The sequence below is a fragment of the Lysinibacillus sp. UBA5990 genome (assembly GCF_002429815.1).
Taxonomy (GTDB): Bacteria; Bacillota; Bacilli; order Bacillales_A; family Planococcaceae; genus Lysinibacillus; species Lysinibacillus fusiformis.
Genome location: NZ_DJAY01000015.1, coordinates 1,540,585 through 1,558,805, shown reverse-complemented (window position 1 = coordinate 1,558,805; position 18,221 = coordinate 1,540,585). Strand labels below are relative to the sequence as shown.

13 protein-coding genes and 1 other annotated feature are annotated in these 18,221 nt (G+C 39.1%); of the genes, 9 read left to right on the top strand and 4 right to left on the bottom strand.

The features are described 5' to 3' along the window. Positions 1 to 54: 54 nt before the first annotated feature. A complete protein-coding gene (locus B3D94_RS20290; RefSeq protein WP_291759917.1) occupies positions 55 to 1,551 on the top strand; it encodes an S-layer homology domain-containing protein in 1,497 nt (498 codons plus the stop codon). 57 nt (positions 1,552 to 1,608) lie between these two features. Here the strand turns inward: B3D94_RS20290 and B3D94_RS20285 are convergent, their stop codons facing one another. Next, entirely contained in the window at positions 1,609 to 2,193 is a 585-nt protein-coding gene (locus B3D94_RS20285; protein WP_291759914.1) for a DJ-1/PfpI family protein, read from the bottom strand. A gap of 139 nt (positions 2,194 to 2,332) precedes the next feature. Here B3D94_RS20285 and B3D94_RS20280 point away from each other — a divergent pair, with 139 nt between their 5' ends. Both B3D94_RS20280 and ileS read left to right on the top strand, forming a co-directional pair. Then, a complete protein-coding gene (locus B3D94_RS20280) occupies positions 2,333 to 2,779 on the top strand; it encodes an Lrp/AsnC family transcriptional regulator (protein WP_291760690.1) in 447 nt (148 codons plus the stop codon). A 351-nt stretch (positions 2,780 to 3,130) separates the two neighbouring features. Continuing rightward, positions 3,131 to 3,369, top strand: a binding site (T-box leader). 61 nt (positions 3,370 to 3,430) lie between these two features. Beyond that, positions 3,431 to 6,523 carry an isoleucine--tRNA ligase gene (ileS, locus tag B3D94_RS20275; protein WP_291759912.1) on the top strand — a complete coding sequence of 1,031 codons (3,093 nt, stop codon included), beginning with the start codon at positions 3,431 to 3,433 and terminating at the stop codon, positions 6,521 to 6,523. Between the two features lie 41 nt (positions 6,524 to 6,564). Here the strand turns inward: ileS and B3D94_RS20270 are convergent, their stop codons facing one another. Next, positions 6,565 to 7,167 carry a LysE/ArgO family amino acid transporter gene (locus B3D94_RS20270; RefSeq protein ID WP_069481543.1) on the bottom strand — a complete coding sequence of 201 codons (603 nt, stop codon included), beginning with the start codon at positions 7,165 to 7,167 and terminating at the stop codon, positions 6,565 to 6,567. 107 nt (positions 7,168 to 7,274) lie between these two features. On the opposite strand from B3D94_RS20270, the gene B3D94_RS20265 reads away from it, so the two are divergent. Together B3D94_RS20265 and B3D94_RS20260 are read left to right on the top strand one after the other, a co-directional pair. Then, on the top strand, positions 7,275 to 8,711 hold the full coding sequence (locus tag B3D94_RS20265; RefSeq protein ID WP_291759907.1) for a PLP-dependent aminotransferase family protein: 1,437 nt from the start codon (positions 7,275 to 7,277) through the stop codon (positions 8,709 to 8,711). A 188-nt stretch (positions 8,712 to 8,899) separates the two neighbouring features. Further along, positions 8,900 to 10,075, top strand: a complete 1,176-nt coding sequence (locus B3D94_RS20260; RefSeq protein ID WP_291760688.1) for an oxalate decarboxylase family bicupin — start codon at positions 8,900 to 8,902, stop codon at positions 10,073 to 10,075. Positions 10,076 to 10,112: 37 nt separating this feature from the next. Here B3D94_RS20260 and B3D94_RS20255 read toward each other — a convergent pair whose 3' ends face one another. Then, on the bottom strand, positions 10,113 to 11,264 hold the full coding sequence (locus B3D94_RS20255) for an MFS transporter (protein WP_291759903.1): 1,152 nt from the start codon (positions 11,262 to 11,264) through the stop codon (positions 10,113 to 10,115). A 99-nt stretch (positions 11,265 to 11,363) separates the two neighbouring features. Between B3D94_RS20255 and yeiL the strand changes: the two genes are divergently transcribed. Next, complete coding sequence (yeiL, locus tag B3D94_RS20250) at positions 11,364 to 12,026, top strand: transcriptional regulator YeiL (RefSeq protein WP_291759900.1); 663 nt, start codon at positions 11,364 to 11,366, stop codon at positions 12,024 to 12,026. Positions 12,027 to 12,105: 79 nt separating this feature from the next. On the opposite strand, the gene B3D94_RS20245 is transcribed toward yeiL, so the two are convergent. Continuing rightward, a complete protein-coding gene (locus tag B3D94_RS20245) occupies positions 12,106 to 12,420 on the bottom strand; it encodes a hypothetical protein (protein ID WP_069481538.1) in 315 nt (104 codons plus the stop codon). A 283-nt stretch (positions 12,421 to 12,703) separates the two neighbouring features. On the opposite strand from B3D94_RS20245, the gene B3D94_RS20240 reads away from it, so the two are divergent. The 3 genes from B3D94_RS20240 to B3D94_RS20230 all read left to right on the top strand — a co-directional run bounded on the left by B3D94_RS20240 (position 12,704) and on the right by B3D94_RS20230 (position 17,946). After that, positions 12,704 to 13,684, top strand: coding sequence for a diaminopimelate dehydrogenase (locus tag B3D94_RS20240; protein WP_291759897.1), 981 nt, complete (start codon positions 12,704 to 12,706; stop codon positions 13,682 to 13,684). Between the two features lie 144 nt (positions 13,685 to 13,828). Then, positions 13,829 to 17,017, top strand: coding sequence for a BTAD domain-containing putative transcriptional regulator (locus tag B3D94_RS20235; protein WP_291759894.1), 3,189 nt, complete (start codon positions 13,829 to 13,831; stop codon positions 17,015 to 17,017). A 92-nt stretch (positions 17,018 to 17,109) separates the two neighbouring features. Further along, the gene (locus tag B3D94_RS20230; protein WP_291759891.1) at positions 17,110 to 17,946 is read left to right on the top strand and encodes an alpha/beta fold hydrolase; all 837 of its coding nucleotides are present in this window, start codon (positions 17,110 to 17,112) and stop codon (positions 17,944 to 17,946) included. The last annotated feature ends 275 nt before the right edge of the window (positions 17,947 to 18,221 follow it).

Sequence of the window (18,221 nt, the reverse complement as noted above, 5' to 3'; positions counted from 1 at the left end):
ATAAAATTAAAGGGTAAGTCTTTAAATTTTTACATAAATGGGGGAAGAATTATCATGACAAAGAAAAAAAGTAAGTTTTTTATGGCGGCAACTTCGGCGGTAGCCATTACGGCTGTAGCTGTTGTACCTGCATCAGCAGTTAGTCCATTTAAAGATGTAAGTGAAGATTATGCACATTTTAAAAGTATTTCAACATTACATGCAGCTGATATAATTAATGGTTTTCCTGATGGAACATTTAAACCAACACAGGACGTAACACGCGGAGAAGCCGTGAAGATGATTGCAGGGGCTTTCGATCTTACGACAACGGATATGGAAAATGTTGAAAATCCTAATTTCAAAGATGTAGATTCATCTAGTCCATATTATAAGGCGATTGTTACATTGGTTAATTTAGGTGTTGTAAATGGCTATGAGGATGATACTTTCCGACCTGATGAGACAATTACACGTGGTCAAATGGCGGTTATGTTGGCACAGGCAACAGGCTTGACAGCAGAAGGAAAGAGTCCATTTACGGATGTACCACAAAATAGCCCATTTGCAGATGCTGTAACAGCCTTGTATGAAACAGGAATTGCGAAGGGCATTACGGCAACAGAATTTGGGGTGGATAAAAATGTAACGCGTGGTCAGTTGGCGACATTTATTGTTAACGCCTTAGGCTTAACTGTGGATACACAGCCTACAACGGAAGAAAAAGAGGAAAAACCTCAAGATGAGCCAGTAACGGAAGAAAAACCTACTACAACAAATGATAGTGCTTTGTTAGAGGAAGTGTTTACTAAAGCATTAGCCAAGCAAAAAGAGGTAAAAAGCATGAAGGCTTCTATGACGATTTCACAGTCAGTAGAAGCAAATGATGGTCAGGAAACCATGAAAATGGATTCTAAAGGCAATATGAAGATGGAAATTGTTACAGAGCCAATGCAGTTCTTTGCAGATGGTACCATGTCATTAACAGATCCAACAAGTGGTGAAGCGATTAATTTGCCAATTAAAATGTATATGACGGCTAAAGATGGTATGTATATGTATGAGGCAGACCAGAAGGCTTGGGTAAAATTCCCGAAACAATTATTTGAAGATGTTCTAAGTCAAACAGGCATGCAGCCAGATGCAGCTGAGCAATTAGAAATGCTTCAATCATTTGCTGAGGATTTCACTTTAAAGGAAACAGCGGACCGTTATGAATTAACCTTGAAAGGTGCTGGTGATAAATTCACAGAGCTGGTGAAGCAACAGATTGGTTCCATGGATTTAGGAATGGATGCTGATTTGGATGGACAATTAGGCAATATGTCTTTTGATAGCCTCACATACAAATTAGTAATTAATAAAAAAACATTTGATGTAGAAGAAATTGCTATGGATATGACATTAAGCATGAAAGTAGAGGGCAATACGATCAAAACAAAACAGCAAATGACCATCAAATACCATGATTTCAATGCTGTGACGACAATTACAATTCCAAAAGATGTGCTAGACAATGCAAAGGAAATAGATTTAAGCACAACTGAAACAGTACCACCAGTAAGCAAATAAAAATGAATTTAAAAGTAGGTTACGCCAAATACATGGTGTAGCCTACTTTTTTACCAATTAGTGAAAACCCATAAAGTCTTTTACTCTTGCTGTATTGGTGGTAGATGTTAGTGTTTCTAGTAAGCGAAAGGCTACATCAAAGGCTGTTCCTGGATTGGAGGAAGTAATTATATGATCTGTTTGCACAATTCGTTCGTTGACAATAGTCGCACCGTAGCTTTCTAACTGTGCTAATCGTTTACTAGTTGGATGGTTGTAGGTTGTCGCCTGACGATTGTGGAGAATACCGCTATGTCCCAATATTAAGGAAGCTACACAGATCGTTGCAATTGGCTTTTGCTGTTCATGAAAATGCCGGACAACCGTTTGAAATTCCTCGCTAAAGGCATCCTCATAAAAGCCCGCTTCCTCAAATCCACCTGGGATAGCTAAAGCATCAAACTCTGCTAAATCAATTTCATGGAGTAACTTTTCAGGAGCGACCTTAAAATTCCATGTGCATTGAAGCTGTGTATGTAATCCTACAGTGACAACCTCTGTTGATCCATCACCCTCCCATTTATTCCAACCAAGCACATCTGTAAAAACACTTGCTTCCACAGCCTCAAAGCCATTTGCTAAAAGTAACATTATTTTTTTCATTTGTTTCTGCCTCCTTTATGCTTTTATTGTAATCAAAGCGGCCAACCGATAACAGAAGCTGTATAATGTATTTTAGATAAATCTCCTTATTAAAACAGGAATTATGTGAAAAAAACTTGATTAAGAAAGGTGATTAATGGTGGATCAAATTGATACTCAAATTTTACAGCAGTTGCAGGAGAATGCCAAAATCTCAATGAAGGAATTAGCAGCTACCGTTCATTTATCTTCTCCTGCTGTAATTGAACGCGTCAAAAAGCTCGAGGAACAAGGTGTGATTGAAGGATATCACGCTAAAGTGAACATCAAAAAAATGGAACGTACCATTCAGGCAATTATTTTATTTAAATCCATCGATTGTAAAAGCCTATCTGCTTTTTGTAATAACCACCCGGATGTTCTTGAATGTTATCGTGTAGCAGGGGAGATCAGCTATATTGTTAAACTAGCTACCTATTCAGTAGAAACATTAGAGCAATTTATTGATGCGACCATGCCCTATGGTACACCCTCTACGAATATCGTGTTATCTTCAAATGAAAAAAAGGTGATCACACCATTTACAGGTCTTAGCGATACAATGTAGGCTCATGATACATCGGCTGTTTTGAAAAAGGTGATCGAGTGAAAGGGCCGTATAGCGAGATGAATGGCAAAGCAGTATGAATGCGTAACTCGATTAATAATTTTCAATAAGTGAGTCTGCATTAAATGGCAGGCTCTTTTTTTGGTTTGTATCCAAGCTTTTCTTCGTTGTTGGATTCAGTTACAATAGTTGTAATAATTTGCCAAGTGAAAGGGGTGAAGAGTTGATATTCGTTCAATTGGATAATGCAACTGCTTTTAGCATTGGTACTTGTTTAAACGAAATAAATTAAGGTTGTCCACCGTTGACAGACAATTGGTAATTTGATAAGATGAGTGACAATAAAAGCATACAAATTCGTTGATGAGAAAAAGTAATGTTTCATTTTGTTCTACAGAGAGCCGACATTTGGTGGAAGTCGGTGTGCAGATGTTACATGAAAATCCTCTCTGAGAAGGTTAGCTGAAAATAGTAAGCTAACCCGGGTGTCTACCGTTAAAAAGAACACGTATGATAGTACGTTGCTGAGTGCTATTGACTAAGGTGTCAATAGAATTAGGGTGGTATTCGCGGTTAACCCCGTCCCTTTCCTTGGGACGGGGTTTTTTGTATGCCTTTTATACAAAATAATATTGTATAGGAGGAAATAAAATGAAAACAGAACAAAAGAAGGAATCGACGCTTGAACGAGAAACACGGATACGGGCATTGTGGGAGCAAGAGGGAACATTTTTAGCTTCCGTCACAAATAGAGCTGGACAGCAACCCTTTGTATTTTATGAGGGACCGCCAACAGCAAATGGTTTACCACATGTCGGGCATGCCTTTGGTAGAACGATTAAAGATGTAGTGGCCCGCTATAAAACAATGCAAGGCTATTTGGTTGAACGAAAAGCAGGCTGGGATACACATGGTTTACCTGTGGAACTAGGAGTAGAAAAGACATTAGGTATCTCAGGAAAGCAGGAGATTGAGAATTATGGGGTGGAGCGTTTTATTCAAGCGTGTAAAAATAGTGTTTTTACCTACGAACAAAAATGGCGTTCCTTTACAGAACAGCTTGGCTATTGGCTTGATATGGATGATCCATATCTCACATTAAGTAATGACTATATAGAATCGGTGTGGCATATTTTAAGCCATGTTCATAAGGAACAGCTTTTATATAAAGGGCATCGAGTTTCACCATATTGCCCGAGTTGCCAAACCTCCTTAAGCTCACATGAGGTAGCACAGGGCTATAAGGATGTCAAAGATTTATCTGTTACAGCCATGTTTAAGCTTGCTGATCGTGATGAATATTTCTTAGGCTGGACAACAACACCATGGACATTACCTGCCAATGTGGCATTGGCAATGAATCCATCCCTACGATATGTACGGATAAAGCAAGGGGATAAAGTATTTATTATTGCCAAATTATTAGTATCAAAGGTTTTCACAGAAGCTGTGGAAATTTTAAGTGAGCATACTGGGCAGGAATTTGCTGGTGTGTCGTATCAACCATCATTTTCATATGTAACTGTTCAGCAAGGTCATGTTGTCGTGATGGCTGATTATGTCACTGAGAATAGCGGTACAGGGATTGTGCATATTGCTCCAGCATATGGGGAGGACGATTATAAGACGGTTCAACAGCATGGCTTGTCCTTTGTCAATGTAGTGGATCTGAAAGGCTGTTACACAGAAGAGGTGCCAGAGCTTGTCGGACGATTTGTAAAAGATTGTGATGTGGATATTATAAAAATGCTTGCGAAAAAGGAGCTCTTATTTAGTAAAGAAAAATATGAGCATAGCTACCCTCATTGCTGGCGCTGTGATTCTCCATTATTGTACTATGCAACGGACAGCTGGTTTATCAAAATGACCGCCTTAAAAGAGCAGTTACTAGGAAACAATCAGCAGGTGACTTGGTATCCTAATCATATTAAGGACGGTCGATTCGGCAATTTTCTCGAAAATATAGTGGATTGGAATATAAGCCGTAACCGCTATTGGGGTACACCGTTGAATGTCTGGATTTGTCAGGATTGCGGGCATGAGGAGGCTCCCAACAGTATCGCAGCGTTAACAAAATTAGCCAAGGGAGGTGTCGATCAACAAATCGAGCTTCATAAGCCATTTATTGATGAAATTGTTTGTACTTGTCCTACTTGTCAAGGGGATATGACGCGTACACCAGAGGTCATTGATGTATGGTTTGACAGCGGCTCAATGCCCTTTGCTCAGCAACATTATCCTTTCGAAGATGTAAAAACTTTTCACAAACAGTTTCCAGCAGATGTTGTTATTGAGGGGATCGACCAAACACGCGGTTTTTTCTATAGCTTATTAGCGGTATCGACGTTATTTACAGGAAAGCCTGCTTATAAACAGGTGTTATCGTTAGGGCATGTGTTGGATGAACATGGACAAAAGATGTCAAAAAGTAAAGGCAATGCTTTAGAGCCTGTAGAGTTAATAGAGCAATATGGAGCAGATGCATTACGTTGGGCATTTTTAGTTGATAGCTCCCCTTGGAATCCAAAGCGTTTTTCCAAAAAGATTGTGGTCGATGCTAAATCAAAGCTAGTGGATACATTGGATAATACGTTTAAATTTTATCAGCTCTATGCCAATATTGATGGATTTACGTACGATGCTACAAATACTGGTACACGAACACCTTTAGATCAGTGGATATTGTCCCGATTGCATCACACAATCCAGCTTGTGACAACAGCTATGGATGAATATCAATTTACTCACGCAACAAGGGAAATTGCACAATTAATGGAAGAGCTAAGCAATTGGTATATTCGTCGATCACGTGCCAGATTTTGGGCACATGGACTGACAGCGGATAAGCGAGGCGCATTTAGTACCCTTTATGAGGTTTTAACGAACATTTGCCGATTACTTGCACCATTTACACCCTTTATTACAGAAGATATTTACCGACAATTAACAGGCAAGAGTGTGCATATAGAAGACTACCCAATCTACCACGAAAAACTAGTGAATCGCCAGCTAGAACAGGAAATGGCTATGGTTTTAACAGTTGTAGAGCTTGGCAGGAGTATTCGTAATAGTCAGGGGATGAAGGTTAAACAGCCTTTAAGTGAGCTTATTGTTGCTGTATCTGGAGAGCTGACTGATTATCAAACTTATAGCGAGCTAATTCAAGAGGAATTGAACATTAAAGCTTGCAGATGGACGCATGATTTCTCAGCTTATGAAAGCGTCCAATATAAGCTTAATTTTAAAACAGCTGGTGCTGCATTTGGTTCAAAGGTCAATCAAGTAAAGTCGTATATGCTGACGTTAACGGATGAGGAGAAAGAACAGCTACAGCGCAATGGGGAAGTACCGATCATGGTAGAAGAGCAGCAGCTAACATTATTATCAAGTCATGTCTTAGCTGAAGCGATTGTGAAAGACCACTATATTTTAGCTGAAGATAGTACTTGCCGTGTATTGATGAATGTTCAATTAACCGAGAGTTTGCTACAAGAGGGGCAAATGCGAGAATTAATTCGGTTCATTCAAGATTCTCGTAAAAAGTGGCAGCTGCCTGTTGAACAATATATATCAATCGCCTTTTGCGGTAGTGATGAGGTACTTTCCATCATTCAGCAGCATGAAGCGTTATTACAAGCCAATGTTTTAGTCAAATCTATACATTATGGCGAAGAATGGACAGAGGGAAGATCGGCAGAAACAAAGCTATTTGATGAAAAGCTCACGGTTTTTGTCTCCTTATAAAAGAAATGCTCAGGAGAAATCCTGAGCATTTTCTATGTTGGTTACAGGAAGCCAACAGCGAGATAACAAGCTGTTGCCCAAATAAAAATGGCTGAGCATTTATTAAAAATTCTCATCAGATTGCCAGAGCTATCAAGCTTTTGGAAAGAGGCTCCGGTCAGAGTAAGTCCGAAAAACCATAGCCACGAAATTAGGACACATGCTGTAGTGAAAATGATTTGCTCTGTACCACTATATTTTAAGGCACTTGTGCCAATGACCCCAATCGTATCTAATATGGCATGTGGATTCAGAAGTGACACAGAAAGTGCAAAAAGAATTTGTTTTTTTATGGGAAGTGCTTCACTCTGATCGGCAGTTGCTGGACTAGAGCGCCAAATCGTATAGCCCATATAAAGTAAGAACAGTATACCAACCGACATCAAGGTAATACGTAACCATTCAAATTGTAGGACGATTAATGATAGACCAAAAACTGCCAGTAAAATTAGCATTGTGTCGCAAATAGCAGCTGTCACACTTGCTGGCAGAGCGCGCCATATAGTTGGCTGTGTAGCACCTTGTGAAAAAACAAAAACATTTTGTACGCCTAGTGGTAAAATGAGACCGAATGCTAAAATGATGCCATGAAAAAATGCTTCCAACGATCAATCCCTCCTTTCCTTATTCATTTTAGCTATGGTATAACTAAAAGAAAACGACCAATTGGATGGTTTTTTATCCACCCAATTTTATATGGAAGGTGATGATTATGAGCTGGCAGCCAAATAGACAAAGTGACAGCACATTACAACAACAAATTGTTCAATGGGTAACAGCACAAGTCGAAAGAGGTGATTGGGCAGCAGGGACCAAACTACCTCCTCAAAGACAGTTGGCCATGCAATTTGGCGTGAATCGCAGTACAGTTCAACAGGCTTTAGAGGAATTAAAGGCGATGGGCATCCTTGAAGCAACGGTAGGCTCAGGAGTTTATGTCACTCGCAATTCCTGGCATGCTCTCCTTCAACAAACACAGCCAAATTGGCAAAACTATATTGAAACGAGCCTGCATAAGCCAAATTATCATACGATCCAATTAATTAACGAATATGAGCAGAGAGATGATGTGATTCGATTAGGAACAGGTGAACTAGCACCGAGTCTGTTACCAACAGAGGAAATTGAAGCTTCACTAAGGGAGCTTTCATTGCAGCCCAAAACATTAGGCTACTCATCCCCACAGGGTAATGACGAACTCCGGGCAGCTATTTGTGATTATGTACAAAAACGAGGCATCGAAGCGGAGCCTCAGAACGTTTGTATTGTCTCTGGCGCACTACAAGCTTTACAGCTAATTGCCGTTGGTTTATTAGAGCAAGGGTCCATCGTTTTTCAGGAACCAACCTCCTATTTGAATTCTGTTCATCCATTTCAATCGGTTGGGATGCAAATGATTGGGATACAACGTGATGAACAGCTTGCTCAGACGCTGTCTCAAAGGAAGCGAAAAAAACAAGCCGTGTTTTATGCCATTCCTACCTTGCATAATCCAACCAACCATGTATGGACTTCTTTGGAAAAAAAGCAGCTCTATGAGGTTTGCCAAGCAGAACGCATTCCTATAATTGAGGATGATGTTTACCATGAATTGCTTTTTGAGGACCCATTACCACCGATAAAGGCAATGGATAGTAGTGGACAGGTTCTTTATATTGGTAGTGTCTCTAAATCCTTGAGCCCTGGATTACGAATTGGGTGGCTAATTGGACCAACGACAGTTATTGAACGATTGGCGGATATAAAAATGCAAACAGACTATGGCTCCAGTGCTATTTCACAAGAAATTGTGCTGCACTGGCTGCGGTCAGGAAAATATGAAAAACATTTAATACGTTTACGTCAACAATTACAGAATCGTGCTGATTTTACGGAACGAATTTTACAAGAGAAATTTAGAGGGGTGGCTGACTGGCATAAGCCAAAGGGGGGCTTTTACATTTGGCTTAAGTTCCACAAGCCTGTTGTGGATAAGGATTTCTTTCTCAAGCTATTACAGCGTCGTGTTTTAATTAATCCAGGCTATATTTACGATCTTCAGGATCAGCATCATGTTCGATTATCCTATGCCTACGCAACCTACGAGGAATTGGAGGAAGGATTAGACATTTTGTATGAATGTGTGATGGAGGCTACGGATATTTTGTAACGCCCGTACATGATGGCTGTACAGTTTGCAAGAAGTAAGAGGAGCATTCAAAATAGATGAAACGAAATGATAAGTGAAAACCGTCTTTGAAAGTAAAGTGCATAATCCAAGCTGTATACCCATACATTTTAGAGAATCATAGCATGTAAGTTCGATTTCTAACATAAAGAGGTGAATGATTGGAAAATATGTCGTCAGGTTATTTTCAGGTGCCTCAGCCTATGCGTAGTGATGGAGCAGGAGGCATAGATAAAGGGCCACGCGATATTATGCGAGATTTAGAAAATCCTGATTTGCTGGTGCCACCAACAACAGATGCAGGTTTGATTCCAAACCTACGATTTTCATTTTCAGACACGCATATGACCTTAAATCAAGGGGGCTGGTCGCGCGAAATTACGGTCCGTGAATTACCAATTGCGACAACAATGGCAGGTGTTAATATGAGTTTGACACCGGGAGGCGTACGTGAGCTACACTGGCATCAGCAGGCAGAGTGGTCTTATATGTTATTGGGGCATGCGCGTATTACGGCGGTCGATCAAAATGGCTGTAACTTTATAGCGGATGTAGGTCCTGGTGATTTGTGGTATTTCCCACCAGGAATTCCTCATTCCATACAAGGATTAGCGGGTGGCTGTGAATTTTTATTAGTATTTGATGATGGGAATTTCTCTGATCTCAATACACTTTCGATTTCAGATTGGTTTGCTCATACGCCAAAGGAAGTGCTATCAGCCAACTTTGGTGTACCGATTAGTGCCTTTAACGATATTCCGAGCGAACAGGTGTATATATACCAAGACAATGTGCCCGGATCGATTGACTCGCAAAAAATTCAATCTCCTTACGGTAAGGTACCACAAACCTTTAAACACCGTTTGTTAGCTCAGCCACCCTTGAAAACACCAGGTGGCAGTGTGCGCATTGTTGATTCGACTAATTTCCCAATCTCTCAAAATATTGCGGCAGCATTAGTGGAAATTGAGCCTGGTGCTATGCGGGAGCTGCATTGGCATCCGAATAATGATGAATGGCAATATTATCTACAAGGAAAAGGGCGTATGACGGTATTCACCGGAGATGGAACTGCTCGAACATTCGATTATCGTGCAGGAGATGTCGGCTATGTGCCGTTTGCGACCGGTCACTATATTGAAAATACGGGTACCGAGCCATTATGGTTTTTAGAAATGTTTAAAAGTGACCGTTTCCAGGACGTCTCTTTAAATCAGTGGATGGCGCTAACACCAACCGATCTGGTACAAAGAAATCTACAGGTTGGCCCGGAGCTAATACAAGCGCTAAGAAAAGAAAAGTGGCCTGTAGTGAAATATCCTGGATTTTCCTATTATCCGAAATGAAAAACGCAGGTGAAGTAACTCTCACCTGCGTTTTAAATTAATATTGATATTTTCTACGTGTCATGAGCAATATAGCAATGGCTGGAACGGTACAAATTAACATAGCTGCAAAGGACAAACCAGGCGATATTTCGTATAAATAGCCTCCTAAAAATGTCAGGATGGCTGTGCTTAACCCCATGGCTAATGCAGAATATATGCCTTGTGCGTTTGGAATTTGCTCCTTTGGAAGGGTTTGTGTTAGATAACGAATAAAAGCAAAATGTGCCAGGGCAAAGGATAATGCATGCAAAGTCTGTGAGGCAATAAATACCCAAACATTTGGGAACATAAATATTAGTAACCAACGTAGAGAAGACCCGATTGCTGCTAACAATAATAATGAAGAAGAACGCCATTTCGTAAATAGTGTATCGGCCTTCATAAAGTATAAAATTTCACAAATAACCGCGATGTTAATAATCATGCCCATATAAAATGGATCTACATGTAAATCTTCCAAGTAAATATAACCGTAGCTATAATAGGAGGCATGTGCACCTTGCAATAAAATAACGATGAATAAGACAATAGGAAAGCCTTTAATATTCCATAGTGTTTTCATGGACAATGATTTAGCACGTTGCTCTTTTGTCGGTACAATAAGCAATTCCTTTGGTGTAGCGAATTGCTGCATGAGCAACATGCCAATTAAACCAATGATCATGCTCCAAAAGATAATATTTTTACCGAATACTCCTGTTAGCATACTAATAATTAATACGGCAATAACAAAGCCAAAGGAACCATAGGAGCGGCTTTTACCATAATGAATGTTGCCATACTGGACAAGCGTTGCGGCACTACTTTCTACAGCTGGTAACAGCGCTGGGTAAAAAATACTAAACAAAATAGTTACAACTAATAATGCACTAAAGCCCGAACTAGGTATGTAAAGCAGTGCTGTCAGAAGAGCACCGACTGCTAAAATGGTAATGAGTCGTTTATTGTTTACATATTTAGCAAGCGTAGGGAAGAAGAAAAGATTAGACGTGGCACGGGCAAGTAACCCACAGCCCATTACAACGCTTGCCTGCGACACAGACAGATGTTTTGCATCCACAAGCCACCCTGTCCAGTAGGGTAAGAATATGCCCCAAGTAATAAAAAATGTAAAGAAATTTTGAGAAAGCCATCGTTGATTATTCATAAATTTACCGTACCTCCATTTAACTATGTTGAATAATAGCACGTTCATCGCTACAATAATGTGAGATATCTCATATTTTTCAGAGGAGAGAGTAAAAAAATGCATATTCTAACAGCAGAAAATCGCACCCATTATCTTGAAAAATATCCGATCCATGATTTTTTCTCATTTGATATTGATCCTTATTTAGAGGTTTGTGAATTTAACAAAGGAGAGTGGATTTTCCAGGAAGGCTCCTTTCCAGAAACATTGTATTACATGATTGAGGGCAAGGCGAAGCTTTATATGACGCATAAGAATGGCAAGGTATCGCTTATCGAATATTTAGAGGGGCCTTTATTTATGGGAGAAATTGAATTGCTAAATGAGGCAAGATATACGAAGGGAATTCAAACAGTAACGAAGACAATTTGTTACTCCATTACTCAGTCATGTAAGGAAAAGTTACTTGCTGACGTATTATTCTTACGCCGACTTTGCGTATTTTTAGGGGAAAAGGCAACAAAAATGACCTCCAAATATACACAAAATCAGGCATATCCTTTTGAAAGTCGTTTAGCAGCTTTTATTCAATTATCTGCGGATCAGGGTGTCTATAAGGAAAAACATACAGAAATCTGTGAGTATTTAGGGGTTTCCTATCGCCATTTGTTATATGTATTGGCACAGTTTTGTGAGGAGGAGATTTTAGAAAAACGAAAGACAGGCTATCATATTATTGATGAAGTACGCCTCGCACAATTGGCTCAGGAGATTCAGTAGTAGGGGAGGGGAATTAAAAACAGGAGGAGCATGAAGCTATCGTTTGATCTAGACTCGAAATAAACGGTTCTTCAAGACTTCAAGTTAAGAAGTCATGGCTAGATTTGTTGTATTCACTTTTTTTAATGAGCCAGCGAGCAATTTCCTTACCGCTATTATAAAAGTCTACTTCATTAACCCTGTTTTTTTGAATGGATTTGTCTAAGGTGTCTTCCATAACGTCAAAAGGTAGAACACCGATACATAAATGTTTGTTTGGTGAAAAACTTTCAAGCGGCTTCCTTACAGTTTGAATCGCTTCACTGTTGTGATCCACAGAATTTTGTGTCATATGGAATGCAAGTAGTTCTCCTTGTGCCGTTGTTGTGCTTAATGAGTAACCAGTACTTTTCATTCAACAAGCCCCCTTTTGTCGTTACATTTATTGTACAAGACTGGTTCGAAAAATAGCCGTCATTTACAAGGCTTTAACGAAAACTTAAAGGTTCATGGAATATTAAGTAATTTGTAACCGTATTCATACCATCATTGGATAAAAATCATAGAAAACTGATATATATTCTTTCGAAAAAACTCATACTCAAACTATTGTGAATTTTTCTAACACGAAGTATTATTGTAGTTAGATTTAACGTGAAGGTTTTCACAAAGTCGCGTAATCGTGAGGAGGAATTTTAATGAGTGCAATTCGAGTAGGTATTGTTGGTTATGGGAATTTAGGACGTGGTGTAGAGTATGCTATATCACAAAATCCAGATATGGAAGTAGTAGCGGTGTTCACACGTCGAGACCCTTCAACAGTAAACGTAGCTAGCAATGCGAGCGTATATTTAGTAGAGGATGCTGAAAAATTCCAAAATGACATTGATGTTATGATTTTATGTGGGGGCTCAGCAACAGATTTACCAGAGCAAGGTCCACATTTTGCTCAATGGTTTAATACAATTGATAGCTTCGATACACATGCGAAAATTCCTGAATTTTTCGATGCGGTTGATGCAGCAGCTCAAAAGTCTGGCAAAGTATCTGTCATCTCAGTTGGTTGGGATCCAGGTCTATTCTCATTAAATCGACTATTAGGTGAATCTGTATTACCAGTTGGTACAACGTATACTTTCTGGGGAGATGGTCTAAGTCAAGGTCACTCAGATGCAGTTCGTCGTATTGAAGGCGTTAAAAATGCTGTACAATATACTTTACCAATTAAAGAAGCAGTAGATCGTGTACGTAACGGTGAAAATCCAGAGCTAACAACACGTGAGAAACATGCTCGTGAATGCTGGGTTGTACTAGAAGACGGCGCAGATGCGGCAAAAGTTGAGCATGAAATTGTGACAATGCCTAACTACTTCGATGAATATAACACAACTGTAAACTTCATTTCAGAAGAAGAGTTTAAAGCAAACCACACAGGTATGCCACATGGTGGTTTTGTTATCCGCAGTGGTGATAGTGGTGCAAACGATAAACAAATTCTTGAATTCTCATTAAAATTAGAAAGTAATCCTAACTTCACGTCTAGTGTTTTAGTCGCTTATGCACGTGCAGCACACCGTCTAAGCCAAGCTGGTGATAAAGGGGCGAAAACAGTATTTGATATCCCATTCAGTTTGCTTTCACCAAAATCAGCTGCTGAATTACGTAAAGAATTACTATAATCATAGAACAAAAACCCGATTATCATTTATTTGATAGTCGGGTTTTTTATTTATTACCATCAAAGCTATTAAAATATGGTAAACTGTCAATAATTTAATAATCAGAATTTTTGTAACCTTACACAAACGGAGGTTATCGTTTACATGACAGATATTATCATACAATCCAAATGTATAGCACCAAATCCATCCAATCATTGTATTAATCGAGCGGCGCTTATGAGAACTTTAAAAAAAAGCCATCAGCATACATGCACATTTATTCATAGTGGAGCAGGGTATGGCAAGACGACCATCCTCACTCAATTTCTTTACCACGAATCTCGACGTTTTTCTTGGTATAATATTTCCGATGAAGATGATACGATTTTACCCTTTTTAACGCATCTTATTTTCAGTGTACAGCGAATTGTGCCTAATTTTGGTCAGACATTTGATACATGGGATCAATTATCTCGCTTTCCGAAAATGGAGGAGCTCAATCGCTGGTATAAACTATTTGTCAATGGCTTATGTAACATAGATAAGCCGCTCCTGATTGTTCTAGATGACTATCATCTCGTCGATCATGTATTTCACATAAATTATTTAATGGAGAAAATTATTGAGTTTGCGCCGCCAACTGTTCATTTCATTATTGCCTCTAGAACATTACCCAATTGGGATATTACGAGGAAATTAAAGCTACAAAAAAAATTACTTGTTATCACAGAGCACGAGCTAGCATTTTCAAACGAGGAGATTGCTGTATTTTTTGAAGAATATGTAGATGTGCATTTATCTAGCTCTGAAATCGCAAAGATTTTAGAAATGACGGAAGGCTGGGCTATTAGTATTTCTTTATTAGCAGAGCAATGGCATCATACTCAATTAGATCATTGGCTAACCATTCCGACAAATGATCTCTTCCGTTATTTGTCGGAAGAAGTTTATAGTACGATGACATCCACTGAGCAAGAAATCATCTTAAAATTGGCGATTTTCCCAACCTTTTCAGCGAAATTATTAGAGGATTTTTATGGCTCTGAACTTGCACAAATGTTGAATCCATTCACGCAACGCCACGTCTTTATTCAGCCCGCTACAACAGATGGTATTTATCGATTCCACGCGTTGTTTAGTCGTTTTTTAGAAATAAAATGGCAACAGTATCCGAGTCAATATAATGACCTTCATCAACAAGCAGCGTTGTTTTATGTGGATCAACATAATGTTCAAGCAGCCCTTTATCATGCCTTTAAAACAAATGATCATGAATTTTGTGGAGAGCTCTTACAGCATCATGCAGAGCCATTAATTCGAGCTGGTCAATTTGAATGGTTGTTAGAAAAAATCAATCGCTTTACCGTACAAGAAAAAACAAAGTTTTATAAATTATATTATTTTGAGGGAGAATGCCATCGTTACCGTGCTTTTTATGAAAAAGCTAAGCAATGCTATGAGAAATGTGCAACCATTGCACAGCAGCAGCGGGATGATGTTTATTTGACAAAAGCACAAGCAGGATTAGCCCATATTTACTTAGACACGATTCAACCAGCATTGGCAGAACCCCATTTAGAAAAAGCTTTAGAGCTGGCCAAATATACTCCTTTACCGAAGGCGGAATTAGTAGAGCTTCAACGTCAATATGCTGAAAATTTAGTGAATTTAGGGAAGGCAAACGGGGCACAATTATTTATCGATGATGTGGCTTTACCAGAGGAAGTCGTACAACGGGCAAATGTCGATGTACGTGTCTTATTGCGCACAGGGCAATTGCAAGAGGCAAAAGAATTATTAGGAAAACGTCTTGAATTACCACCTCAGCTAGTCGCAACTCATCGTGAAAGTGAATTGTTAGCAGCTTTTGTTTATACATTGTTAGGCGAAGGAAAAGATGCTTGGTATGCAGCCCAGCATGGTATTCAAAGGGGTTTACGTGAAAAGTCAGTCTTCATTGAGGCTGTTGGCTATATTAGAAAAGCTCATGCTTTGTTATTAATGGAATACCCAGATTATCAAGGGGCGTGTTATGCCTATGAAAAAGCACTGACATTAATGAATACGATTAATATCTCCCGGGTTAAGGCAGAACCATATATGGGACTGGCCATTGTCAAACATATGCTAGGAGATATGGAAGCTGCTAAGAAATATTTAGCGCTTGGCTTACAGGAAACAGAACAGGTCCAAGATGCTTGGATGACGGCGCTAATTCTCATAGCAGAGGTTAAAATCATTGTTTCCCAGCAAGAAACGGCACAAGCGAAGGAGTTGCTAATAAAAGCTCAGCAATTATTTCAAGAATGTGGTGATCGTAATGGGTTGATGCATGTTTTATTTTATCAATCCGTGATTGCCTTTCAAGAGAAGTCAATCGAACAATTTCAATCTTCATTTCAACAGTTCGCCCAATTGTGCATGACAAATGGCTATCATTATTTTCTGCAAAAGAAAATGATACTTGGCCCAAGCAATCAAATGATTTTTTATGAGCTATTGCAATACAATCAACAATGCGGTAGTGAAGAGCATGCAGCCATCGTTGGGTTGCGACAATTTTTACAGCCGGAAGAGAGTATGAGCTATTCGCATGACGAAATTCAGCTCCATCTTTTTGGGAGTGTAAGCCTAATAAGGGGACAACGCAAGCTTGAAGATAAAGAGTGGCAGCGTGATAAAGCAAAGGAGTTATTTGTATATTTGTATTGTCATCGTCATCGTTTTACACCGAAGGAAGAAATTGCCCAAGCATTATGGCCTGAACGGAGCGTCGAGTCCTTAGATCGAGATTTTAAAGTGGTTTTGAATACCTTACTAAAAGTACTGGAACCACAACGTCATGCCAGACAGGATAGCCTTTTTATTCAGCGAAAAAATAATATGTATCAGTTACAGCATATCTCTTTTCTTCAAATTGACGTAGAACGCTTTCATTATTACTACCATTTAGGCATGGAGGAATTTGATCCAGAGCTGTCCAATGAATGGCTACAATTGGCTCTAGCGAGTTATACGGACGCACTATATGCGGAAAAAAAACAACTAGACTGGCTGACACACGATCGCGAAAAACTACAGTATTTATATATTGAGATACTTGAACGCTTAGCCCAAAACGCTATAAGACAGCAACAGTATAAAAAGACCATTGACTACGCAGAGAGAATGCTTCGAGAGGACCCGTTATGGGAGGAAGGGTATCGCCTGCTCATGTATAGTCATTACCAGCTTCAAAACCGTTCACTAGCCTTAAGATGGTATGAAAAATGTGTCCAACAATTACTTCAGGAATTGAACACTACCCCAATGGAATCAACAATGGCTGTTTATGATTTGATTATGGGGTAGAGAATGTTGGCAAAAAGCTACTCAGTGAGGGGGCTCATGATTCAAATGAGAAAGAAAACTTTATTTTAGACCATATATTCGGAGGTACAACAATGCCATTTTGTCAGACTAGTAAAGCAAATATTTACTTTGAAATAATCGGATCAGGAATACCTATTATTATGCTACACGGTTTTTCGCCTGATCATCGGTTAATGAAGGGCTGTATGGAGCCAATTTTTTTAGAGCAAGAGGGATGGAAACGTATCTATTTTGACCTTCCTGGGATGGGAAAGACTACAAACTATTCATCGATTCAGAACTCAGATGAAATGTTAGAAGTGGTCAATGAATTTATACAAACGCTGATTCCTGATGAATCCTACTTGCTGGTGGGTGAATCTTATGGAGGCTATTTAGCGCGTGGGATTATGCGAAAGTCAGCGGTGCGGCTTTTAGGGGCTGCCTTTATTTGTCCTCTTATTCTTCCAGAGAAGGAGCAACGTACAGTGCCAGAACATTGTATTGTGACATCAGATCATGCCTTTTTAGCAACATTAAGCCAGCAGGAGCTAGAAGATTTTCAGTCGAATCAAGTTGTTCTGAATGCTTATAATTGGAAACGATATACAGCAGAGGTTCTAGTAGGATGTAGTATAGCAGATCATGCATTTTTAGAAAAAATTCAGCAAAGTTACGGCTTCTCTTTTGCTGTGGATGAACAGTCCTTTGCTAAACCATCCCTTTTCCTATTAGGCAAACAGGATTCCGTTGTTGGCTATGAGGATGCCTTTACGATTTTAGAAAAATTTCCTAGAGCAACCTTCGCAATAGTAGATAGTGCTGGTCATAATTTGCAAATTGAACAACCTGAATTGTTTACTAATTTAATGAGTGAATGGTTGAATCGAGTAGAGGCAGAACAAGGAAGGCATAATCAAATTGATTAAAAATAATGACTTAATACTAGCAAGTAACATAGTAATTTTACGAGAATTCACGGAACACTGTTGTAACGATGACTTAGTTCCTTTATATGAGAAATTTGGGATGATGAAATCCAATGGCATGCTCATTAGAAATTACAGTATGCAGTCGGGAATTTCGAATGAATAGCTCCAAAATATATAAGACAAAAATGTTGTCCTTTCAACGTTTTTGTCTTCCTTTTTATCTGATTGAATTAAATACTCGCTACAAATCTTTTAACACATATAAATTTTTC